The organism is Streptomyces sp. NPDC090088, assembly GCF_044747345.1.
Taxonomy (GTDB): Bacteria; Actinomycetota; Actinomycetes; order Streptomycetales; family Streptomycetaceae; genus Streptomyces.
The window spans coordinates 215,279-233,193 of the sequence record NZ_JBIVDZ010000012.1; the positions used below are offsets into that span (position 1 = coordinate 215,279).

The following is a 17,915-nucleotide window of genomic DNA, read 5'->3' on the forward strand; positions in this document are numbered from 1 at the left end:
TCCCCGGCTCCCCCAACTGCGCGGTCTGCGGGTCCGGTTGGTGCTCGCCTTCACGCTCGTCGCCGCCGTCACGGCGGCCACCACCGGCGCCCTGACCTTCCGCGAGGCCCGCACCGGCGTGCTCCAGCAGAGCCAGGACGCGGTGATCCAGCAGCTGCGCGCCCAGGTCGGCCGCCTCGCCCCGGACGTCGTCTTCCCGCCCGGCCAGGGGGAAGTGGGGCGGCTCGCGGCGGACGTGGCCCGCGCCGACCCCTCCGGGAGCTGGCGGGTCCTGGTCACGTACGGCGATCTGAGCGCCACCTCCGTCCAGGGCGACCCCTTCCAGGAGCTGACGCCCGCGCTGCGCGGGTCCGTGGAGTCCAGCATGGCCACCGTCTTCCAGCGGGTGGCCGTCGGCGACCGCACCGCGCTCGTCGTCGGCATGTCGGTCACCTTCGCCGAGGCCCCCGCCACGGGCGTGTACGCCTCGGGGATCCATGTCTTCCTGACGGTGCCGCAGACCACGGAACGCGCCTACGTCGACGCCCTGGTCACCGCCGCCGAACGGGCCGCCGTGCCCGCGCTGACGCTCGCCGTGCTGCTGGCGCTGCTCGCCGCGCGCGGGGTGCTGCGCCCGGTACGGGCCCTGCGCCGCGCCACCCGCAGCATCGCCGAGGGGCACCTCGACACCCGGCTCGCCGTCGACGGGTCCGACGAACTCGCCGATCTGTCCCACACGTTCAACGAGACGGCCGCCGCGCTGGAGAAGTCGGTGGCCGAGCTGCGCGGCATGGAGGCCCGGGCCCGGCGGTTCGCCGCCGACGTGTCGCACGAACTGCGCACCCCGCTCGCCGCGATGTCCGCCGTCACCGACGTCCTCGACGAGGACGCCGCCGGCCTGGACCCGGACACCGCCACCGCCGTCCGCCTGATCAGCGAGGAGACCGTGAAGCTGGCCCGGCTGGTGGACGACCTCATGGAGATCTCCCGTTTCGACGCGGGTGCCGCCGTACCGCACCTGGACGAGATCGATCTCGCCGAGTCGCTGCGGCGCACGCTCGACGCCCGCGCCTGGACCGGCCTGATCGGCGCCGACCTGCCGGCCCCCGCCGCCCTGCGCGGCCTTGTCGACCCGCGCCGGCTGGACGTCGTCGTCGCCAACCTGGTCGGCAACGCCCTGCGGCACGGCGCCCGGCCCGTGACCCTGCGCCTGTACGAGGCCGGGGAGCCCGGTGGGGCGCGGGTCGCGGTGATCGAGGTGCTGGACAGCGGACCGGGCATCCCGGACGACGTACTGCCCTACGTCTTCGAGCGGTTCTACAAGTCGGACGCCGCCCGCACCCGCACCGAGGGCAGCGGGCTGGGCCTCGCGATCACCGCGGAGAACGTCCGGGTGCACGGCGGCACCGTCCGCGCCGCGAACCGGCCCGAGGGGGGTGCCGTCTTCACCGTACGGCTGCCCCTGCCGGCCGACGAGCCCCCTCTGGAGGACCAGTGGTGACCTTGCGACGCGGGGCCCGCTCCGCACTGCTGTTGCCGGCGGTGGCGGTGTGCGCCCTGACCTCGTGCGGGATCCCCACGACCGGTGTGGTGCAGGCGGGCGGTCCCGCCGTGGGGGTCGTGCCGATGACGCGGCTGTACTTCGTGCGGGACGGTGCCCTGGTCGGGGTCCGGCGCGGGACCGACGCGCCGGGTGACGTCGAGTCGGCGCTGCGGGACCTGCTGCGCGGCCCGACCGACGCGGAGCTGGGCAAGGGGCTGACCACCCGGCTGCCGCTGCGTACCGGACTGCCGACGGCGGTCCCCGCGGTCCCGGTCACCGGCGGCGCGGCCTCCGCCGTACCGGAGGCGACCGGCTCGGCGGACACCGTGACGGTGACGGTCCGCGACCACCGGATCTCCGTCGAACTTTCGGTGTCCGCACGCGAGGTGGACGATCCCCGGCTCGCGGCGGCGCAGCTCGTCTGTACGGCCGAGGCGGCACAGCGGGTGGCCGCCCCCGATGCCGAACCCGATCCGGTGACGGTCACGGCGGCGGACGGCCGGCGCATCGGGGGCGCCTCCGCGCGCTGCCCCGCCACCTGACCGGCCCGTAGGCGGCGGCCTGGCCCTTGACGTACGCGCGCGGTTCCCCGGCCGTCCGCGGGAAGCCGACACGGGCGCCCGCTTCGTCGGATCGCCCGGGACCGTCGCCCGTAAGATCGCCACGATGGCCCGCACCATCGAGCTGCTGGGCCGCGAAGTCGCCCCGCGGGTGCAGGAACTGCTCACCAAGGAGCCCCCTCCATGTCTGAACTCGTCTTCGGCCTCGACACCTTCGGCGATGTGCCGCGGGACGACTCGGGGAAACGGGTGTCCGACGCCCGGGCCATCCGGCAGGTCGTCGACGAGGCGGTGCTCGCGGAGGAGACCGGCGTGGACGTCATCGCCCTCGGGGAGCACCACCGCCCGGAGTTCGCGATCTCGACGCCGGAGACCGTCCTCGCCGGGATCGCCACGCGCACCAGCCGGATCCGGCTGGCCTCCGGCGTGACCGTGCTCAGCTCCGACGACCCGGTCCGGGTCTTCCAGCGCTTCGCCACCGTGGACGCGCTCTCCGGCGGCCGCGCCGAAGTCATCCTCGGACGCGGCTCGTTCACCGAGTCCTTCCCGCTCTTCGGCTACGACCTCGCCGACTACGACGTGCTGTTCGAGGAGAAGATCGAGCTCTTCGCCAAGCTGCTGGAGGAGAAACCCGTCACCTGGAGCGGCACCAAGCGGGCTCCGCTGGAGAACGCCGACGTCTTCCCCAAGACCGAGTCCGGCCGCCTGACCACCTGGGTCGGGGTCGGCGGCACACCCCAGTCGGTCATCCGCACCGCGCGCTACGGCTTCCCGCTGATGATCGCCATCATCGGCGGCAGCCCGGAGCGGTTCGCGCCGTACATCGACCTGTACGAGCGCGCCGCCGAGCAGTTCGGTACGACCGCCCATCCGGTCGGCATGCACTCGCCCGGCTTCATCGCCGACACCGACGAGGAGGCCCGGGAGCGGCACTGGCCGTACTACCGGGTGATCCGGGACCGGATCGGCGCGCAGCGCGGCTGGCCGCCGGTGCGCGAGGAGGAGTACGCGAGGGAGATCGAGCACGGTTCCCTCTACGTCGGCTCGCCCGAGACGGTCGCCCGCAAGATCGCCCGCGCGGTCAAGGCGCTCGGCGTCGGCCGCTTCGACCTCATCTACACCAGCGGGAACCAGCCGATCAGCGCCCGCCTGCGCGCCGTCGAGCTGTACGGCACCAAGGTGATCCCGATGGTCCGCGAACTCCTCGCGGACTGACGCCGTGAACGGAGAGGACAGGGAGACCACCGGCGTCCGCACCGTCGGCATCCTGGGCGCGGGCAAGGTCGGCACCGTGCTGGCGCGGCTCGCGGTGGCGGCCGGGTACCGGGTGCTCATCGCCGGTTCGGGTGATCCCGCCGAGATCGCCCTCACCGTCGAGGTGCTCACCCCCGGCGCGGTCCCGGTCACGGCCGCGCGGGCCGCGGCGGAGGCGGACCTGGTCGTCCTGGCGCTGCCGCTCGGCAAGTACCGCACCGTGCCCGCCGACGCGCTGCGGGGCAGGCTCGTCGTCGACGCGATGAACTACTGGTGGGAGGTGGACGGCGTCCGCGAGGACCTCACCGACCCGCTCACCTCGTCGAGCGAGACCGTGCGGGCGTTCCTGCCCGGGGCGCGTGTGGTCAAGGCGTTCAACCACATGGGCTACCACGACCTGGAGGACGGGGCGCGGCCGGCGGGGACGCCCGGGCGCAGGGCGATCGCGATCGCCGGCGACGATCCGGACGGCCTCGCCGCCGTCGCGCACCTCGTCGACGCGCTCGGCTTCGACCCGGTGGTGGCGGGCCCGCTCGCCGCGGGGGTGCGGCTGGAACCGGGCACCGAGCCCTTCGGCGCCAACACCGGCGCGGCGGAACTGCGCGGGATGCTCGACCGGTTCCCGGAGTCCGACCGCGGCCGCACGGTGATCGCCGCCCGGGCGGCCGCCGAGCCCGCCGCCTGATCAGGACGCGAACGGCACCAGACCCGCCGGGGCCTCGTCCCGCCCGGCGGGATGCCGCCACACCCCCTCGGCGGCCAGCCGGGGCAGCACCCCCTCGCCGAACCAGTACGCCTCCTCCAGGTGCGGATACCCGGAGAGGACGAACTCCTCGATCCCCAGCGCCGCGTACTCCTTGATCCGCGCGGCCACCTCGTCGTGCGAGCCGACCAGCGCGGTCCCGGCGCCGCCCCGTACCAGCCCGATGCCCGCCCACAGGTTGGGGTGGATCTCCAGCGCGTCCCGCCGGCCGCCGTGCAGGGCCAGCATCCGCTGCTGCCCCTCGGACTCGCTCCGGCCGAGCCCCGCCTGCACCGACCGCACGGTCTCCGCGTCGAAGCCGTCCAGCAGCCGGTTCGCCTCGCTCCAGGCCTGCTCGGAGGTGTCCCGGGTGATGACGTGCAGCCGGATCCCGAACCGGAGGGTGCGCCCCTCCTTCGCCGCCAGCCCGCGGATCCAGGCGATCTTCTCCGCCACCTGGGCCGGCGGCTCCCCCCAGGTCAGATACACGTCCACGTACCGGGCCGCGATCTCCCCCGCGACCGGCGAGGATCCGCCGAAGTACACCTCGGGCACCGGCTCCGGCACCCGCGCCAGCCTGGCGTCCTCGACCCGGAGGTGCTCCCCCGCCAGATCGACGGTCCTGCCCTCCCACAACCCCCGTACGACGTCGAGGAATTCACCGGTACGACGGTATCGCGCGTCCTTGTCGAGGAAGTCGCCGTAGGCGCGCTGTTCGTGGCTCTCGCCCCCGGTCACCACGTTGAGGAGCAGCCGTCCGCCGGTCTGCCGCTGGAAGGTGGACGCCATCTGCGCGGCGAGCGTGGGCGAGACGAAGCCCGGCCGGAAGGCGACCAGGAACTTCAGCCGTTCGGTGTGCTGGCTGACCATGGCGGTGGTCAGCCAGGCGTCCTCGCACCAGGCGCCGGTGGGGGTGAGCGCGCCCACGAAGCCGAGGTCCTCGGCGGCCCTGGCGATCTGGCTCAGGTAGGCGACCGTCGGCGGCCGGTCCCGTCCGGAGGCGGTCGCCGGGGTGCCGTGGCCGCCGCCGACGACATGGCGGCTGTCGCCGTTGGTGGGCAGGAACCAGTGGAAGGTGAGGGACACGAGGGGCTCTCCGTTCGTGAGTGTCCGTCAGAGCAGGCCGTGGCGGGGCGGCGGAGTGCCGCCCAGTACGTACCGGCCGATGTGCTGGATCTTCCAGCGGGTCGGATCGTGCAGGGTGTGGGTGCGGGCGTCCCGCCAGTGCCGGTGCAGGTTCAGGGAGTTGAGGGCCGAGCGGGTGCCGGACACCTCGAACAGCGCCCCGGCCACCTCGACGGCGGCGTCGGCCGCGGTCACCTTCGCGGCGGCCACGGCGATGGACGCCTCGGCGGCCGACGCGTCGGTGAGGTCCGCGCGGGCCGCGTCGACCGCGCGGGCGGCCTCCCGCAGCAGCGCCTCGGACGCCCGGACCCGCAGGGCGAGTTCACCGAACCGCTGGATCAGCAGCGGGTCCTCGGCTGCGGTCTCCACCTCGCTCTCGAACCAGGGCCGGCTCCTGGTGCGGACGAACTCCACGGCCTCGGCCAGCGCTCCCCCGGCGATCCCCGCGTCGATGGCGGCATGCAGCAACTGGGCGACAGCGCCGTGCAGTTGGGGTCCCTGGAAGGTGAGGTAGTGGGGCAGCACCCGGTCGGCGGGCACCGGGACCCCGTCCAGGCGGACCGTTCCGCTGGCGGTCGTCCGCTGGCCCATGCCGTCCCAGTCGTCGTCGACGGTGAGGCCGGGGGCGTCCCGGGGGACGTAGGCCACCTGGAGGTGGTCGTCCTCGGCGCGGGCCAGGACCGGGATCCAGTCGGCGAACAGGGCGCCGGTGCAGTAGTGCTTGACGCCCCGCAGCACGTACGACCCGTCCGCCGACCGCTCCAGCCGGGTCCGGATGTCCTGGACATGCTTGGTGCCGGCCTCGGACTGCGCGTTCCCGAACCGGGCGCCGGCGAGCAGCTCCGCGTAGAAGAACTTCCGTTGCTCCTCGGTGCCCTGACGGCGAATCACGTTGACGTACGCGAAATGGCTCTGCGGGATCTGGGCGAGGCTGGCGTCGGCCGAGCCGAGCAGCCGGAAGATCTCCGCGAGGGTCAGGGCGCTGACGTCGGCGCCGCCGTGCTCGGCGGGCACGGTCACGGCGAGCAGGCCGGAGGCCGACAGCCGGTCCAGCTCGGCGCGGGGCAGCCTGCGTTCGGTGTCCCGTACGGCGGCCCCGGCGCGGAACGTGTCGGCGAGGGCAGCCGCCACGGCGAGGGCCTCCGTGTCGTCGGCGATGACGTGGGCGGTCACCGGTTCAGCTCGCCGCGGCGAGGACGGGCGTGCCGCCGAGCGCGGCGGAGAACCGGTCGACGACCGGGGTGAGCGCCTCGACGACGGCCGGTGCGAGGGCCAGCGTGCCGTCCTCCCGCACGGTGATGTCCTTGTCGAGGGTGAACCAGCCCTGGACTATGTGGGCGGCGCCCATGGAGTTGAGGACCGGGCGGAGCGCGTAGTCGATGGCGAGGACATGCGCGGTGGTGCCGCCGGTGGCCAGCGGCAGCACGGTCTTGCCGGTGAGGGCGTACTGCGGGAGCAGGTCCAGCAGGGCCTTGAGGACGCCGGAGTAGGAGGCCTTGTAGACCGGGGTGCCGACCACGACCCCGTCGGCCCGCGCGAACAGCTCGGTCGCCTCGACGATCGCCGGGTGCCGGAAGTCGGCGCCGAGCAGGGCCTCGGCCGGGATGGTGCGCACGTCCAGCGGGACGACCTCGTGCCCCTGGGCGGTCAGCCACTGGTCCAGGTGGCGCAGCAGCTTCCCGGTCCGCGAGGAGGCGGAGGGGCTGCCGGAGACGGAGAGAACGGTGGCCATGGGTGCCTCTTTCGTGGTGAGGGGTCGGTCAGACGGACGCGCCGGCGGCCTCGCGGGCCTCCAGCTCCCGGACCAGGGGCAGCACGCGCTTGCCGAAGTACTCGACCTCCTCGTGGTAGTGGAGGAAACCGAGCAGGAGGAGGTCGACGCCGAGCTTCTTGTAGGCGACGATCCGCTCGGCGATCTGCTCGGGGGTACCGATCAGGCCGGTGCGGAAGCCGTCGTTGTACTGGACGAGGTCCTCGAAGGTGGAGTCCTGCCACATGCCCCTGCCGTCGGCGGCGGACTGCCCGGCCTGCTTGACGGCGGCGCCGAAGCCCTCGACGGCCTCGCTGTCGGCCTTGGCGATGATCTCGCGGAGGGTGTCGCGGGCCTCGGCCTCGGTGTCGCGGGCGATGAGGAAGCCGTTGAGGCCGAACTTCGGTGCCGGGCGGCCCGCTTCGGCGGCGGACTTGCGGACGTCGTTGAGCTGCTCGACGACGCCGTCGAAGTCCTTGCCGTTGGAGAAGTACCAGTCGGAGACCCGGCCGGCCATGGCCCGGGCGGCCGTCGAGTTGCCGCCCTGGAAGATCTCCGGGTGCGGGCGCCCGGGGGTGTTCAGCGGCTTGGGCTTGAGCGAGAAGTCCCGCAACCGGTAGAAGTCACCGGCGAGTTCGGTGTGGTCCTCGGTCCAGATCCGGCGCAGCGCGGTGATGAACTCCTCGGCGCGGCGGTAGCGTTCGTCGTGCTCCAGCCAGGGCTCGCCGAGTGCGGTGAACTCGCCCTTGAACCAGCCGGAGACGACGTTCACGGCGAAGCGGCCGTTCGACAGGTGGTCGGCGGTGGCGCCGAGTTTGGCGAGGACACCGGGGTGCCACAGGCCGGGGTGGACGGCGGCGATGACCTTCAGGCGTTCGGTGGCGAGCAGCAGCGCGAGGCTGAAGCTGGTCGACTCGTGCTGGTACTCGGCGCCGTAGCTGGCCATGTAGCGGACCTGGCTGAGCGCGTACTCGAAGCCGTTGTTCTCCGCGAGGACGGCGAGTTCGCGGTTGTAGTCGTACCCCCAGTCCGTCCGTTGTTCGATCTTGCTGGTGACGAGTCCTCCGCTGACGTTGGGGACCCAATAGGCGAATTTCACGGGTGCGGGCATGCGGAACTCCTGCTGCGGAATGTTTTCGGGCGCGCCGAATTCAAGGGGTGCGCGAGCACGGTGAATTCAGGCGGGAAAAGGAGGGAACGCGGCGGATCCCAGGGGGATGATCAGGCCGCGGCGCGACAGGAGGCGCTGGAGACGCGCGCGAGGTCGACGTGGCGTCGCCGCGTGAGGTCCAGTCGCATCTTCATGTCGTCGATGGTCGCAGTCGGCGTTCAGAGCCGTCAAGGAAAACCCGACCGTTCTCGCATCGCGGACCATGGGATTTCACGAACGTGTGACAGGGAAACCCTTGAACGCACCCCGATAAGCCGCGCATTCTGCCGGGGTGCGGACCGAACAGCTGGAATACATAGCAGCCGTGACCCGGCTCGGCTCACTGCGCCGGGCGGCCGACGAACTGCGCCTGTCGCAGCCCGCGTTGAGCGAGACCGTGCGGAACCTGGAGCGGGAGCTGGGCGTCGACCTGCTGGAGCGCAAACGCACCGGGGCGACGATGAGCGCGGCCGGGCAGGAGCTGATGCCGCGCATCGTCGATGTGCTGGAGGCGGTGGACCGGCTGCGGGTGGCGGCCGGCGAGCAGCACCGCATCAGCCGGATGGTGCGCGTCGGCACCGTCAACGCGGCGACCGTGCCGCTGCTCATCCCGGTGCTGCGGGACTTCCGGGCCGCGCATCCGGTCACCCAGGTCGAGGTGGTGGGCGCGCAGCAGACCGAGATCCACCGGGGTCTCACCGAGGGCGGCTTCGACCTGGGCCTGGTGAACCAGCTCGACGGCGACGACGTGCCCGCCGGGTTCGAGGCCACCGAACTGCTGCGCGGGCGGCCGGTGGTGTGCGTACGGTCGGACAGCCCGCTCGCCGGCCGGGACGAGGTGTCGGCCGACGATCTGCTCACCGTGCCGCTGATCGCGATGCGCACGGGCTATGTGATGCACCGCTATGTGCACCGGCTGCTGGCGGGCCGTGCCCCGGCCTTCTCGTACTCGACCGACGGTGCCGAGATGGGCAAGCTGATGGTCGCGGAGGGGCTCGGGGCGACGGTGCTGCCGGACTTCAGCGTGGTCGGGGACCCACTGGAGCGCGCCGGCACGCTGGTGTGCCGGCCGCTCGCCGGGGACGCCACCCGGGTGCTGCTGATGCTCCAGCGGCGACGGGCCGAGTCGGTCCCGCAGGCGGCGCGGGACCTGCACGAGACGTTCGTGCGCCGGGCGGGCGAGCTGGGCGGCGGCCCGGTCAGTGGGAGTCGACCTGCTGCCAGCTCATCGCCGTGACCTTGGTGGCCTTCGCCGTCAGTACGGCCGCGCCCTGGCCCTGGAACACATCGGTGATCACCGGGCCCCGGTGCGCTCCCAGCGTGGACTCCTCGTCGGTGGGCACCAGTTCACGGCTGGACCGGTAGACCTCCTTCACCAGCTGCTCCTGGTTGTGCGCGACCGGGAACAGCGCGAGGACGCCGCCGTCGGCGGTGCGCAGCGCGTACACGCCGGTGTCGGCCGGGGTCTTGGTGAAGAACCGCTTGGTGGCGATGCCGTCGGCCGTACCGTGGGCGGTGCTGTCCCGGTAGATCTTGGCGGCCTCGTCGACCAGCTTGGTGGTGGCGAGGTTCTTGCCGGCCTTGGCGCCTCCGGTCGCGTACAGGTCGTCGAAGGCGGCGCCGACACCGGCCGGGGCGAACGCGCCGACCTTGGCGGCGGGGTCGACGGCCTCGGCCAGGCCGTGCGCGTCGAGGGCGGGCTTCGGCAGGGGCTGCCCGTCGTCGGCCCACACGGACATCACCATCTTGTAGGCGCCGTCCACCTTGTCGAAGACCAGCAGCACCGAGGAGTGGCCGTCCTCGCTGGACGTGGCGCCGACCGCGAACCAGCTGCCCTTCGCCGGGATCACGTACTGGCGGTCCTGGTAGTGGAACGGCGTGCGGTAGGCCTTCTTGTCCTTGGCCGACCATGTCGGCGCGAGGGCGTAGGTGGCCTGGTCCATCGCATAGGCCTGGCCGCCCTCGACCGTGGCCAGGAGCTTCGCGTCCAGGCCCGCGTTGGCCTGGTTGTTGACCTTCTCGTAGGTGTCGACGACCTTCTGCGCGGCCGCCCGGCCGACCACGCCCTGCTCGGTGGCGGCGGCGCTGCTGCTCGGGGCCGAGGCCGCGTCGGTGTCCGAGCCCGAGCCGCACGCCGTGAGCGCGAACACGAGTGCGGCACCGGCGACCGCCGCCCCGGGACGTGGCGAGCGGGCGCGGCGGGTCATGAATCGGGACATGGGGCAGTGATCTCCTCGAACGCACTGACGCGGAGGGGGCGGTGGCATGCGCACGGCCGCTGCCCGCCGGACGGCCGGACCGCGGCACGCCTGCGCGCGCCCCTGGGTGATGCCGATGCGTCTCCTGCGTCCCCGTTGCCCCCGTGTGGCCTCTGCCGGCCTGTGGCCACCCTAGCCACCGAGCATGCACATGACGCAAGCCGGTTCCGTGGCGCCCCGGCCGTCCGCGCGCGATCCTCACGCGAAGCACACAAGTGGGGCTCCGGCTCACGGTGTTCCGGCGGTTCCGACCGGGTCGACGGGGTCGGCGGCGTCCGACTCGCTCGCCGCGATGGCGACGAAGCGCCGGATGGCCTCCACGGGCATGTCGAGCCCCTCCGAGGCGGAGCGCTCGTCGCCGAACACCTGCACCGCGTCGGCGACGGCGACGGCCAGCTCGGCCTCCGCCTTGCGGGCCTTGACCTCGGCCTTGTCCACCGTGTCGACCACCGCCAGCTGGCGGCGCTGCTTCTCCTGGAGCCGCTGCTTGCGGGAGAGGGACCTGTCGGGGCTCTGCACAGTCATGACCAAGATCATAAACGTGCCCCGACATCCGCGTGAAATCGCCAACTCCAAGTCACCGGCGCCCGGTTCGTCTCCGGTCCGCTCAACGACCGTGCGGCGCGAGCGTCTCCCCGAAGCGGGCACCGGGGACGGGCGCGTGCAGCGTGCCGCCGTCGAAGGACCAGGAACGGTTGAAGGAGAGGCCTCCGGAGGTGGCCGGGAGGACCCACACACCGCCGTCGCCGCCGTTCTCGCCGGGGGCACCGACGACCAGACCGGCCCGCTTGTCACGGTCGGCGTCGATCAGCCGCACCGCGCCGCCGAAGCGGTCCCCCTGCTCGGGGACGCCGGGGACCGCGCGCGGGCTCTGGCTCACGACCCGGACGCCCTGGGTGGTCAGTCCGGTCGCTGAGCCGCGCAGCACCCACACGGTGCCCGCGTCGGCGGCGGCGCCGACGTCGTTGCCGGGCGCGCCGATCGCCACCTCGTCATAGCCGTCGCCGTCGACGTCGCGGACGGTGACGGCGGCGCCGAAACGGTCACCGGACCGGTTGACGCCCGGGACGCCCGGCGAGTTCTGCGTCCAGAACTGGCGGTTCCGGCCCCCGGTCGCGCTGCCCGGCCCGGACGGTCCGCCGAAGTGGACGTAGACGACCCCGGCGCCGGACGGGTGCCCCTGGGAGTCGCGCTCATCGGGCGAACCCACGACGACGTCGGCGTAGCCGTCCTTGTCGACATCGCCCGAGGCGCCGACCGGGCCGCCCCCGGACAGCTCGTAGTGGTCCGCCCAGCCGCCCCGGCTGCCGGACACGTACACGGCCCTGCCGTACACGCCCGCCGTGTCGTAGGTGCCGCTGCCGAGGACGACGAGGTCGTCCGCGCGGTCCTTGTTGTAGTCGCCCATGGTGAGGGCGGTGGGGCGGAAGTCCGCGGGCACGAACCGGGAGAGCGGGTTGTGGTCGGTCACCATCCGCCGGCCGCGGGAGGTGACCTCGAAGGAGAAGGCCCACAGCGAGTCCTTGGACAGGATCGCCACGGACGAGTCGTCGACCTTGAACCACCCGGCCGCCAGGCCCGTGCCGAAGCGGTTGCCCGCCACCGGGGTGATCTCCCCCAGTCGGCGGCTGCCGGTGGCGCGCAGCCCGCCCGCCGAGCCGAAGAGCACAGTGGCCGACCCCGCGTCGACCGCCGCGCCGATGTCCTTGCCGGGCGCGCCGACGATCAGGTCGTCGAAGCCGTCCCGGTCGATGTCGGCGGTGGCGGTGGCCTGCCCGAATCCGTCGCCGGTCGCGGCGAGGCCCTCGATGCCGGGGGTGCTCAGGCTGAAGGTCGCCCGGCGGGTGGTGGACAGTCCGCTCGCGGAGCCGTAGAGGACGGCCACGTAACCGGCGCCCTTCTTCCCGCTGACCGTGCCGCCCGGCGCGGAGACCACGAGGTCGCGGTAGCCGTCGTTGTCGAAGTCGTCGTGCGTGATGGGCGCGGGCGGAACAGCCGCGGACGGCGCCGCCACGGTGATCGTGGCGCCGATCGTCAGCAGCAGGGCCGCGGCGACCGTGCCGGCCGTGCGGCCGGTCCCGCTTGCGGTGAAGGGTCTGCGGCTCCGCACGATGGGGCTCCCGGGATGGCTGCGTGGCCGGGCACGGAAGGGCGGGGGCGGCGCGGGGGCCCGTTCCCGGCCGTCATGTGTGGGACACCCGAACCGGCCGCGGGGTTGTGCCCGGTGCGGTCAGGTGGAGGGGGGCTGCCGGATCCAGCCCAGGGAGCGTTCGACGGCGCGCTGCCAGTTGTCGTACTCGGCCTCCCGGTGGCCGGGGTCCATGTCGGGCAGCCAGCGGGCGGCCGGGTGCCAGTTGCGGCGCAGGACCTCGAGGTCCGACCAGTAGCCGGCGGCGAGCCCGGCGGCGTAGCCGGCGCCCAGGGAGACCGTCTCGGAGACCATGGGCCGTACGACGGGCACGTCGAGCACATCGGCGACGAACTGCATGAGCAGGTTGTCCGCGGTCATGCCGCCGTCCACCTTCAGTTCCTTCAGCGCCACCGAGGAGTCGGCGTTCATGGCGTCGACGACCTCCCGGGTCTGCCAGCCCGTGGCCTCCAGGACGGCCCGGGCCAGGTGTCCGCTGGTGATGTAGGAGGTGAGGCCGACGATGACGCCGCGGGCGTCGCTGCGCCAGCGGGGTGCGAAGAGACCGGAGAAGGCGGGGACGATGTAGCAGCCGCCGTTGTCCTCGACGGTCCGGGCGAGCGTCTCGATCTCCGGCGCGCTGTTGATCAGCCCGAGCCGGTCGCGGAACCACTGGACCAGTGCGCCGGTGACGGCGATCGACCCCTCCAGGGCGTAGACCGGCGGCCGGTCCCCGATCTTGTAGGCGACCGTGGTGAGCAGTCCGTGCCGGGACCGTACGAGGTCGGTACCGGTGTTGAGCAGCAGAAAGCTGCCCGTGCCGTAGGTGCACTTGGCCTCGCCCGGGGAGAAGCAGGTCTGGCCGAAGAGGGCCGCCTGCTGGTCGCCGAGCGCGGCGGTGATGGGCACCCCGGCGAGCACCGCGCCGGCCTCGCCGTAGGTCTCGGCGTTGGACCTGATCTCGGGCAGCATCGGCCGGGGGACGCCGAAGAACGCCAGGAGCTCGTCGTCCCAGGCGAGGGTGTGGATGTTCATCAGCATGGTGCGGCTGGCGTTGGTGGCGTCGGTGATGTGCAGGCCGCCGTCGGCGCCGCCGGTGAGGTTCCAGATCAGCCAGCTCTCGATCGTGCCGAACAGCACCTCACCGTTCCCGGCCCGCTCCTCCAGGCCCTTGACGTGGTCGAACAGCCAGCGGATCCGCAGGGCCGAGAAGTAGGTGGAGGGCGGCAGGCCGCAGCGGTCGAGGAAGTACTCCTCGCCGGGATCCCGTCGGAGGTCCTCGACCAGCGGTGCCGTGCGGGTGTCCTGCCAGACGATCGCCCGGCCCAGCGGGACGCCCGTGCGCGGGTCCCAGAGCACGGTGGTCTCCCGCTGGTTGGCGATGCCGATGGCGGCGACCTGGTCCGCCCCGACGGCCGCACCGGACCCGGACAGGGCGTCGGAGACCACCCGGCGCAGGTTCTGCCAGATCTCGACGGCGTCGTGCTCGACCCAGCCGGGCCTGGGGAAGTGCTGCTGGTGCTCCCGCTGTGCGACGGACACCAGCCGACCGCCCCGGTCGAACAGGATGCAGCGCGTGGAATTGGTGCCCTGATCGATGGACATCACATACCGTTCCACCATGATCGGGTCCGCCTTCCGAGGTCGCGGAGGGAGCAGGGGGAGCAGGGGGCAGGGGGGCAGAGGCAGGGGGCTTACCAGCGGGCGGCTCCGAGGTCCCGGGAGATCGCGCGCGCGGCCTCCCGGATCAGTGTGATCAGGGTGGGCCGGGGGCGGCCCTGGCTGTCGCAGATCCGCTCGACCGGCCCGGACAGTCCGATGGCGCCGACGACGAGGCCGCCGTGCCCCCGGATCGGCACGGCGAGCCCGGCCTCGCCCATGCTCATCTCCTGCGCCTCGACGGCCCAGCCCAGTTCCCGGACCTCGGCGAGGGCCCGGGTGAGCTGCTCCGGCGTGACCAGGGTGTGCCGGGTGTAGGCCTCCAGACCCGACTCCAGGGCGGAGTCGAGGGGCGCGGTCCCGTAGGCCAGCAGGACCTTGCCCAGCGAGGAGGCGTGCAGCGGCAGCAGTGAGCCCACGTCCAGGGTCTGGAGCGTGTCGTCCGGCCGGAACACGTGGTGGACGACCAGGACCATGCCTTCCAGGGGGGTGCCCAGGCGCACCGCCTCCCCGCTGCGGGCGGCCAGGGCGTCGGCCCAGTTGATGGAGCGGGACCGCAGCTCGTTGACGTCCAGGTAGCTCGTGCCGAGATGCAGCAGAGCGGCCCCGAGCTGATATTTCCCGGTCGTCGCGTCCTGCTCCACGAAGTCCACGTGCTGGAGGGTGCGCAGGATGCCGTGGGCGGTTCCCTTGGCCAGCCCGAGGCTGGCCGCCACCTCGCCGAGCCCGAGTCGGCGAGGCCCACCCGCGAGCAGGCGCAGGATCGCGGCCGCCCGTTCGATCGACTGGACCGGACCGGCCATGAATCGAGCTTATTACCGTCCCGCCGGGACCGCCGTGCGGGCAGGTCGACGCCGTGGCCGGGGCTCCGGCGGGGGCGTTCGGTAATGCCGACCCCCGTTCATTGACCCACCCGTCCCGGCTCCTTAGCGTGCAATGAGGCCCGGCAGAGCGCCGAGGCGATCGACGGCGGGCCCACAGCGCTCACCCCTGGAGACACAAGATGACGGTAGAGCTGAACACGCTGGTACGGGAGGCACACGAACGCGTCTTCCCGATGCCGCCAGTCGCCGGTGCCGTCTCGGACGTACGTCGCCGGGCGGGCGCGGTTCTGGCCGCCTGGAAGGTGTCCCCGGAGATCGTCGAGGACGCCCTGCTGGTGGTGTCGGAACTGCTCACCAACGCCATCGTGCACGCCCTGCCCCCCGCGGTGCTGCGGCTCTCGTGGGTGCGCGGCGGCGGGCTCGGCACCCTGCACATCGAGGTCACCGACGGGGGATGCGCGCGTCCGGCGGGAGAGCCGTGCGCGGGGATCGACCCGGACGAGCACGGCCGGGGCGAGGAGATCGTGCACGCGCTGGCGGCCCGCTACGGCATGCAAGTCCGCCCGGGCCGGGTCACCCGATGGGCCGACCTCGTCGCGGTGTGAGACCCCGCAGCGGTGCGAAAGCGCACGCTCCCGCGCCGAGCATGAGCGCGGACGGCCCACACCCGGAGGCGGACTCCGCCACCCGGCCGACCGAATTCCGTTCCGCCACTGGCCCCGGTTCCACCGGGGCCTTTTCCGTTGCCGCCGAGGCCGTGCGCGATACCACCGGGGCCGTCTCCGATACCACCGGGGCCGTTTCCGATACCGCCGAGGCCGTCTCCGACACCGCCGAAGCCGTCTCCGACACCGCCGGTGTCGTGTCCGTAGCCACCGGGGTCGTGTCCGTAGCCACCGGGGCCGATACCGTCGGCGCGGCCGCGATCGGTTCCTCCGCGTCCCGCGTCCCGTCCGCCGCCCCCATCCGGAGCAGCAGCAGGGCCGCGTCGTCGTGCAGCCGGCCGCCCACGTGCGCCAGCAGCTCGTCGTGGACCGCGGACAGGACGTGCTCCGGCTCGTCGGACACGTGGCGCGAGACGCCCTCGGCCAGCGGGTAGAACGCGCGGGCCCGGTCCCGGGCCTCGGTGACCCCGTCGGTGTAGAGCAGCAGCTGGTCGCCCTCGGCGAAGGGCAGGATCTCCAGGCACGGGGGCTCGCCGACCAGGGCACGCAGGCCGAGGGGCGGAGCCGGGAAGGCGGGTTCGACCGGGACGACGTCTCCTGACGCCGATATCAGCAGCGGCGGCGCGTGCCCGCAGTTGACCATCTCCAGCCGGCCCCCGCCCGGGTGTCCCACGACGACCGCGGTGACGAAGTCGTCGGGCCCGAGGTTGCGCGCCAGGCTCGTCTCGATCCGGCCGACGACGTCGAGGAGGTCGGGCTCGTCGTAGGCGGCCTCGCGGAAGACGCCGAGGACGAGTGCGGCGGTCCCCACCGCCGTCAGCCCCTTGCCGCGCACGTCGCCGACGATCAGCCGTACCCCGTGCGGGGTGGGAACCAGGGCGTAGAGGTCGCCGCCGATCCGGGCCTCCGCCGCCGCGGCGCTGTAGCGGACCGCGACCCGGAACGGACCCACGGTCTCCGGGACGGGCGTGAGAACGGCGTGCTGGGCGGCCTCGGCGACCGAGCGGACGGCGGCGAGCACCCGCTCCCGCCGGCCCCGCAGGGCGCTGGCCAGGGCGCTCGCCAGGGTGACGGCCAGCAGGGCCGAGAGGACGACCGCCAGCTCGCGCCCGGAGACCCCGTGCCCGGTGCCCAGCGTCGCGCCCAGCACCCCGGCGAGGAGTCCGACGCACAGCACGCCCCGGGGGCCGTTGGTGCTGGCGGCCAGCGCCGGCCCGACGGCCAGCAGGGGCAGCCAGAACATCCCCGATCCGCCCAGCAGGTCCACGGACACGATGCCGGCGACGAGGAGAACCGGCATCACCGGGGTTCCGGCGGCCGCTCGCTTCCTGAGCGGCCGCACCGGCCAGTGGTCGTCAGCGTGGTCTCGCGCCTGGCTCATTACTGTCCGCAATCCTCACTCGCACGGGCCATAATCCCGACTTATCCGTTTCATCCAGGAAAGAGGTTGCGTCGGCACGCCACAAGGAGGGGAATTTCAGATAGTGAGCGAGAGGCTTCTGGTCACGCGGTCCGCGGTCGGGATCAGCCGCGCCCGGATCTCCGGGAGCCGGGAGAGCCGGTCCGCCGGCAGGGAGACGCCGAGCGAGCCGAGGACGTCGCCGCGGAGGATGGGCACGGCCACGCAGACCGTGCCCAGGGCGTACTCCTCCAGGTCGGTGACGGCCGGGTCCAGCGGCGCGGCGTCGAGCCTGCGGAGCAGCTCCGGGAGGCTGGTGATGGTCCGGGGCGTCAGGTCGGCGAGGTGGTGCCGGGAGAGGTAGTCGCGGCGGGCGTCCTCGCCCAGCTCGCGCAGGACGCACTTGCCGAGCGCGGTGGCGTGCCCGGCGTCCTCGAACCCCACCCAGAGGTCGACCCGGGGCGCGCGGGGACCGTCGACGATCTCGGCGACGCTGATCTCGCCCCCCTCGTAGAACGTGAGGTAGGTGGCGGCGGACAGCTCGTCGCGCAGCGCGGCGAGCGTCGGCCGGACCCGGTTGAGCAGCGCCTGCGCGCGGCCCGCGGTGTGCAGCGTCTGCAGTTTGTCGCCGAGCACGAAGCCGCCGTCGGCGAGTTTGCGCAGGTAGCCGTCGTGCACGAGGGTCCGCAGCAGGTGGTAGGCGGTCGCCAGGGGCAGCCCGGTCTCCCGTGCCAGCTGCTTGGCGGGCGCGCCGTTCTCGTGCGCGCTCACCGCCTCCAGCAGCCGGAAAGCGCGCTGCACGGACATGATGAGCGTGGGGCTCTCGTGAACGCTCATGCCACCAGCGTGCGCCGGACACCCGGGAGGGGCAAGGCGCGG

17 protein-coding genes and 1 pseudogene are annotated in these 17,915 nt (G+C 73.1%); 6 read left to right on the top strand and 12 right to left on the bottom strand.

Features of this window, described 5'->3' with window-relative positions; translation table 11 throughout:
• Positions 1-40: 40 nt before the first annotated feature.
• The 4 genes from ACIPSJ_RS45610 (at position 41) to ACIPSJ_RS45625 (ending at position 4,021) form a co-directional block, all read left to right on the top strand.
• Positions 41-1,480, top strand: coding sequence for a sensor histidine kinase (locus ACIPSJ_RS45610; protein WP_401355457.1), 1,440 nt, complete (start codon positions 41-43; stop codon positions 1,478-1,480).
• A complete protein-coding gene (locus tag ACIPSJ_RS45615) occupies positions 1,477-2,064 on the top strand; it encodes a hypothetical protein (protein ID WP_401355203.1) in 588 nt (195 codons plus the stop codon). The genes ACIPSJ_RS45610 and ACIPSJ_RS45615 overlap by 4 nt, the downstream gene beginning before the upstream one ends.
• 201 nt (positions 2,065-2,265) lie before the next feature.
• Positions 2,266-3,297, top strand: coding sequence for an LLM class flavin-dependent oxidoreductase (locus ACIPSJ_RS45620; protein WP_401355205.1), 1,032 nt, complete (start codon positions 2,266-2,268; stop codon positions 3,295-3,297).
• A 4-nt stretch (positions 3,298-3,301) separates the two neighbouring features.
• Positions 3,302-4,021, top strand: coding sequence for an NADPH-dependent F420 reductase (locus tag ACIPSJ_RS45625; protein ID WP_401355207.1), 720 nt, complete (start codon positions 3,302-3,304; stop codon positions 4,019-4,021).
• Here the strand turns inward: ACIPSJ_RS45625 and ACIPSJ_RS45630 are convergent, their stop codons facing one another.
• The 5 genes from ACIPSJ_RS45630 to ACIPSJ_RS45650 form a co-directional block, all read right to left on the bottom strand.
• Complete coding sequence (locus tag ACIPSJ_RS45630; RefSeq protein WP_401355209.1) at positions 4,022-5,164, bottom strand: LLM class flavin-dependent oxidoreductase; 1,143 nt, start codon at positions 5,162-5,164, stop codon at positions 4,022-4,024. It abuts the gene before it with no gap.
• Positions 5,165-5,191: 27 nt separating this feature from the next.
• Positions 5,192-6,376: an SfnB family sulfur acquisition oxidoreductase gene (locus ACIPSJ_RS45635; protein WP_401355212.1), complete on the bottom strand. Its 1,185-nt coding sequence runs from the start codon at positions 6,374-6,376 to the stop codon at positions 5,192-5,194.
• 4 nt (positions 6,377-6,380) lie between these two features.
• On the bottom strand, positions 6,381-6,935 hold the full coding sequence (gene ssuE / locus ACIPSJ_RS45640; RefSeq protein ID WP_359226213.1) for an NADPH-dependent FMN reductase: 555 nt from the start codon (positions 6,933-6,935) through the stop codon (positions 6,381-6,383).
• A 28-nt stretch (positions 6,936-6,963) separates the two neighbouring features.
• Positions 6,964-8,064 (bottom strand): dimethylsulfone monooxygenase SfnG, encoded by a 1,101-nt coding sequence (sfnG, locus tag ACIPSJ_RS45645; RefSeq protein ID WP_359226211.1) that lies wholly within the window; start codon positions 8,062-8,064, stop codon positions 6,964-6,966.
• Positions 8,065-8,174: 110 nt separating this feature from the next.
• Positions 8,175-8,258 (bottom strand): putative leader peptide, encoded by an 84-nt coding sequence (locus tag ACIPSJ_RS45650; RefSeq protein WP_350284076.1) that lies wholly within the window; start codon positions 8,256-8,258, stop codon positions 8,175-8,177.
• A 137-nt stretch (positions 8,259-8,395) separates the two neighbouring features.
• Between ACIPSJ_RS45650 and ACIPSJ_RS45655 the strand changes: the two genes are divergently transcribed.
• Positions 8,396-9,340, top strand: a complete 945-nt coding sequence (locus ACIPSJ_RS45655) for a LysR family transcriptional regulator (protein ID WP_401355215.1) — start codon at positions 8,396-8,398, stop codon at positions 9,338-9,340.
• Here ACIPSJ_RS45655 and ACIPSJ_RS45660 read toward each other — a convergent pair.
• From ACIPSJ_RS45660 to ACIPSJ_RS45680, 5 genes are all read right to left on the bottom strand, one after another.
• On the bottom strand, positions 9,303-10,322 hold the full coding sequence (locus ACIPSJ_RS45660) for a hypothetical protein (protein WP_359226207.1): 1,020 nt from the start codon (positions 10,320-10,322) through the stop codon (positions 9,303-9,305). The two genes, ACIPSJ_RS45655 and ACIPSJ_RS45660, sit on opposite strands and share 38 nt — an antisense overlap.
• A gap of 267 nt (positions 10,323-10,589) precedes the next feature.
• Positions 10,590-10,886 carry a hypothetical protein gene (locus ACIPSJ_RS45665; protein ID WP_401355217.1) on the bottom strand — a complete coding sequence of 99 codons (297 nt, stop codon included), beginning with the start codon at positions 10,884-10,886 and terminating at the stop codon, positions 10,590-10,592.
• 82 nt (positions 10,887-10,968) lie between these two features.
• On the bottom strand, positions 10,969-12,471 hold the full coding sequence (locus ACIPSJ_RS45670; protein ID WP_401355219.1) for an FG-GAP repeat protein: 1,503 nt from the start codon (positions 12,469-12,471) through the stop codon (positions 10,969-10,971).
• 120 nt (positions 12,472-12,591) lie between these two features.
• Positions 12,592-14,112 carry a glycerol kinase GlpK gene (gene glpK / locus ACIPSJ_RS45675; protein ID WP_359226203.1) on the bottom strand — a complete coding sequence of 507 codons (1,521 nt, stop codon included), beginning with the start codon at positions 14,110-14,112 and terminating at the stop codon, positions 12,592-12,594.
• A gap of 71 nt (positions 14,113-14,183) precedes the next feature.
• Positions 14,184-14,951 carry an IclR family transcriptional regulator gene (locus tag ACIPSJ_RS45680; protein WP_359226201.1) on the bottom strand — a complete coding sequence of 256 codons (768 nt, stop codon included), beginning with the start codon at positions 14,949-14,951 and terminating at the stop codon, positions 14,184-14,186.
• A gap of 200 nt (positions 14,952-15,151) precedes the next feature.
• On the opposite strand from ACIPSJ_RS45680, the gene ACIPSJ_RS45685 reads away from it, so the two are divergent.
• Positions 15,152-15,577, top strand: coding sequence for an ATP-binding protein (locus tag ACIPSJ_RS45685; RefSeq protein WP_401355222.1), 426 nt, complete (start codon positions 15,152-15,154; stop codon positions 15,575-15,577).
• A gap of 307 nt (positions 15,578-15,884) precedes the next feature.
• Here the strand turns inward: ACIPSJ_RS45685 and ACIPSJ_RS45690 are convergent.
• Together ACIPSJ_RS45690 and ACIPSJ_RS45695 are read right to left on the bottom strand one after the other, a co-directional pair.
• A pseudogene (locus ACIPSJ_RS45690) lies at positions 15,885-17,018 on the bottom strand (PP2C family protein-serine/threonine phosphatase); the annotation flags it as partial.
• Positions 17,019-17,114: 96 nt separating this feature from the next.
• Entirely contained in the window at positions 17,115-17,873 is a 759-nt protein-coding gene (locus ACIPSJ_RS45695; RefSeq protein WP_359226197.1) for an IclR family transcriptional regulator, read from the bottom strand.
• Between the last annotated feature and the right edge of the window lie 42 nt (positions 17,874-17,915).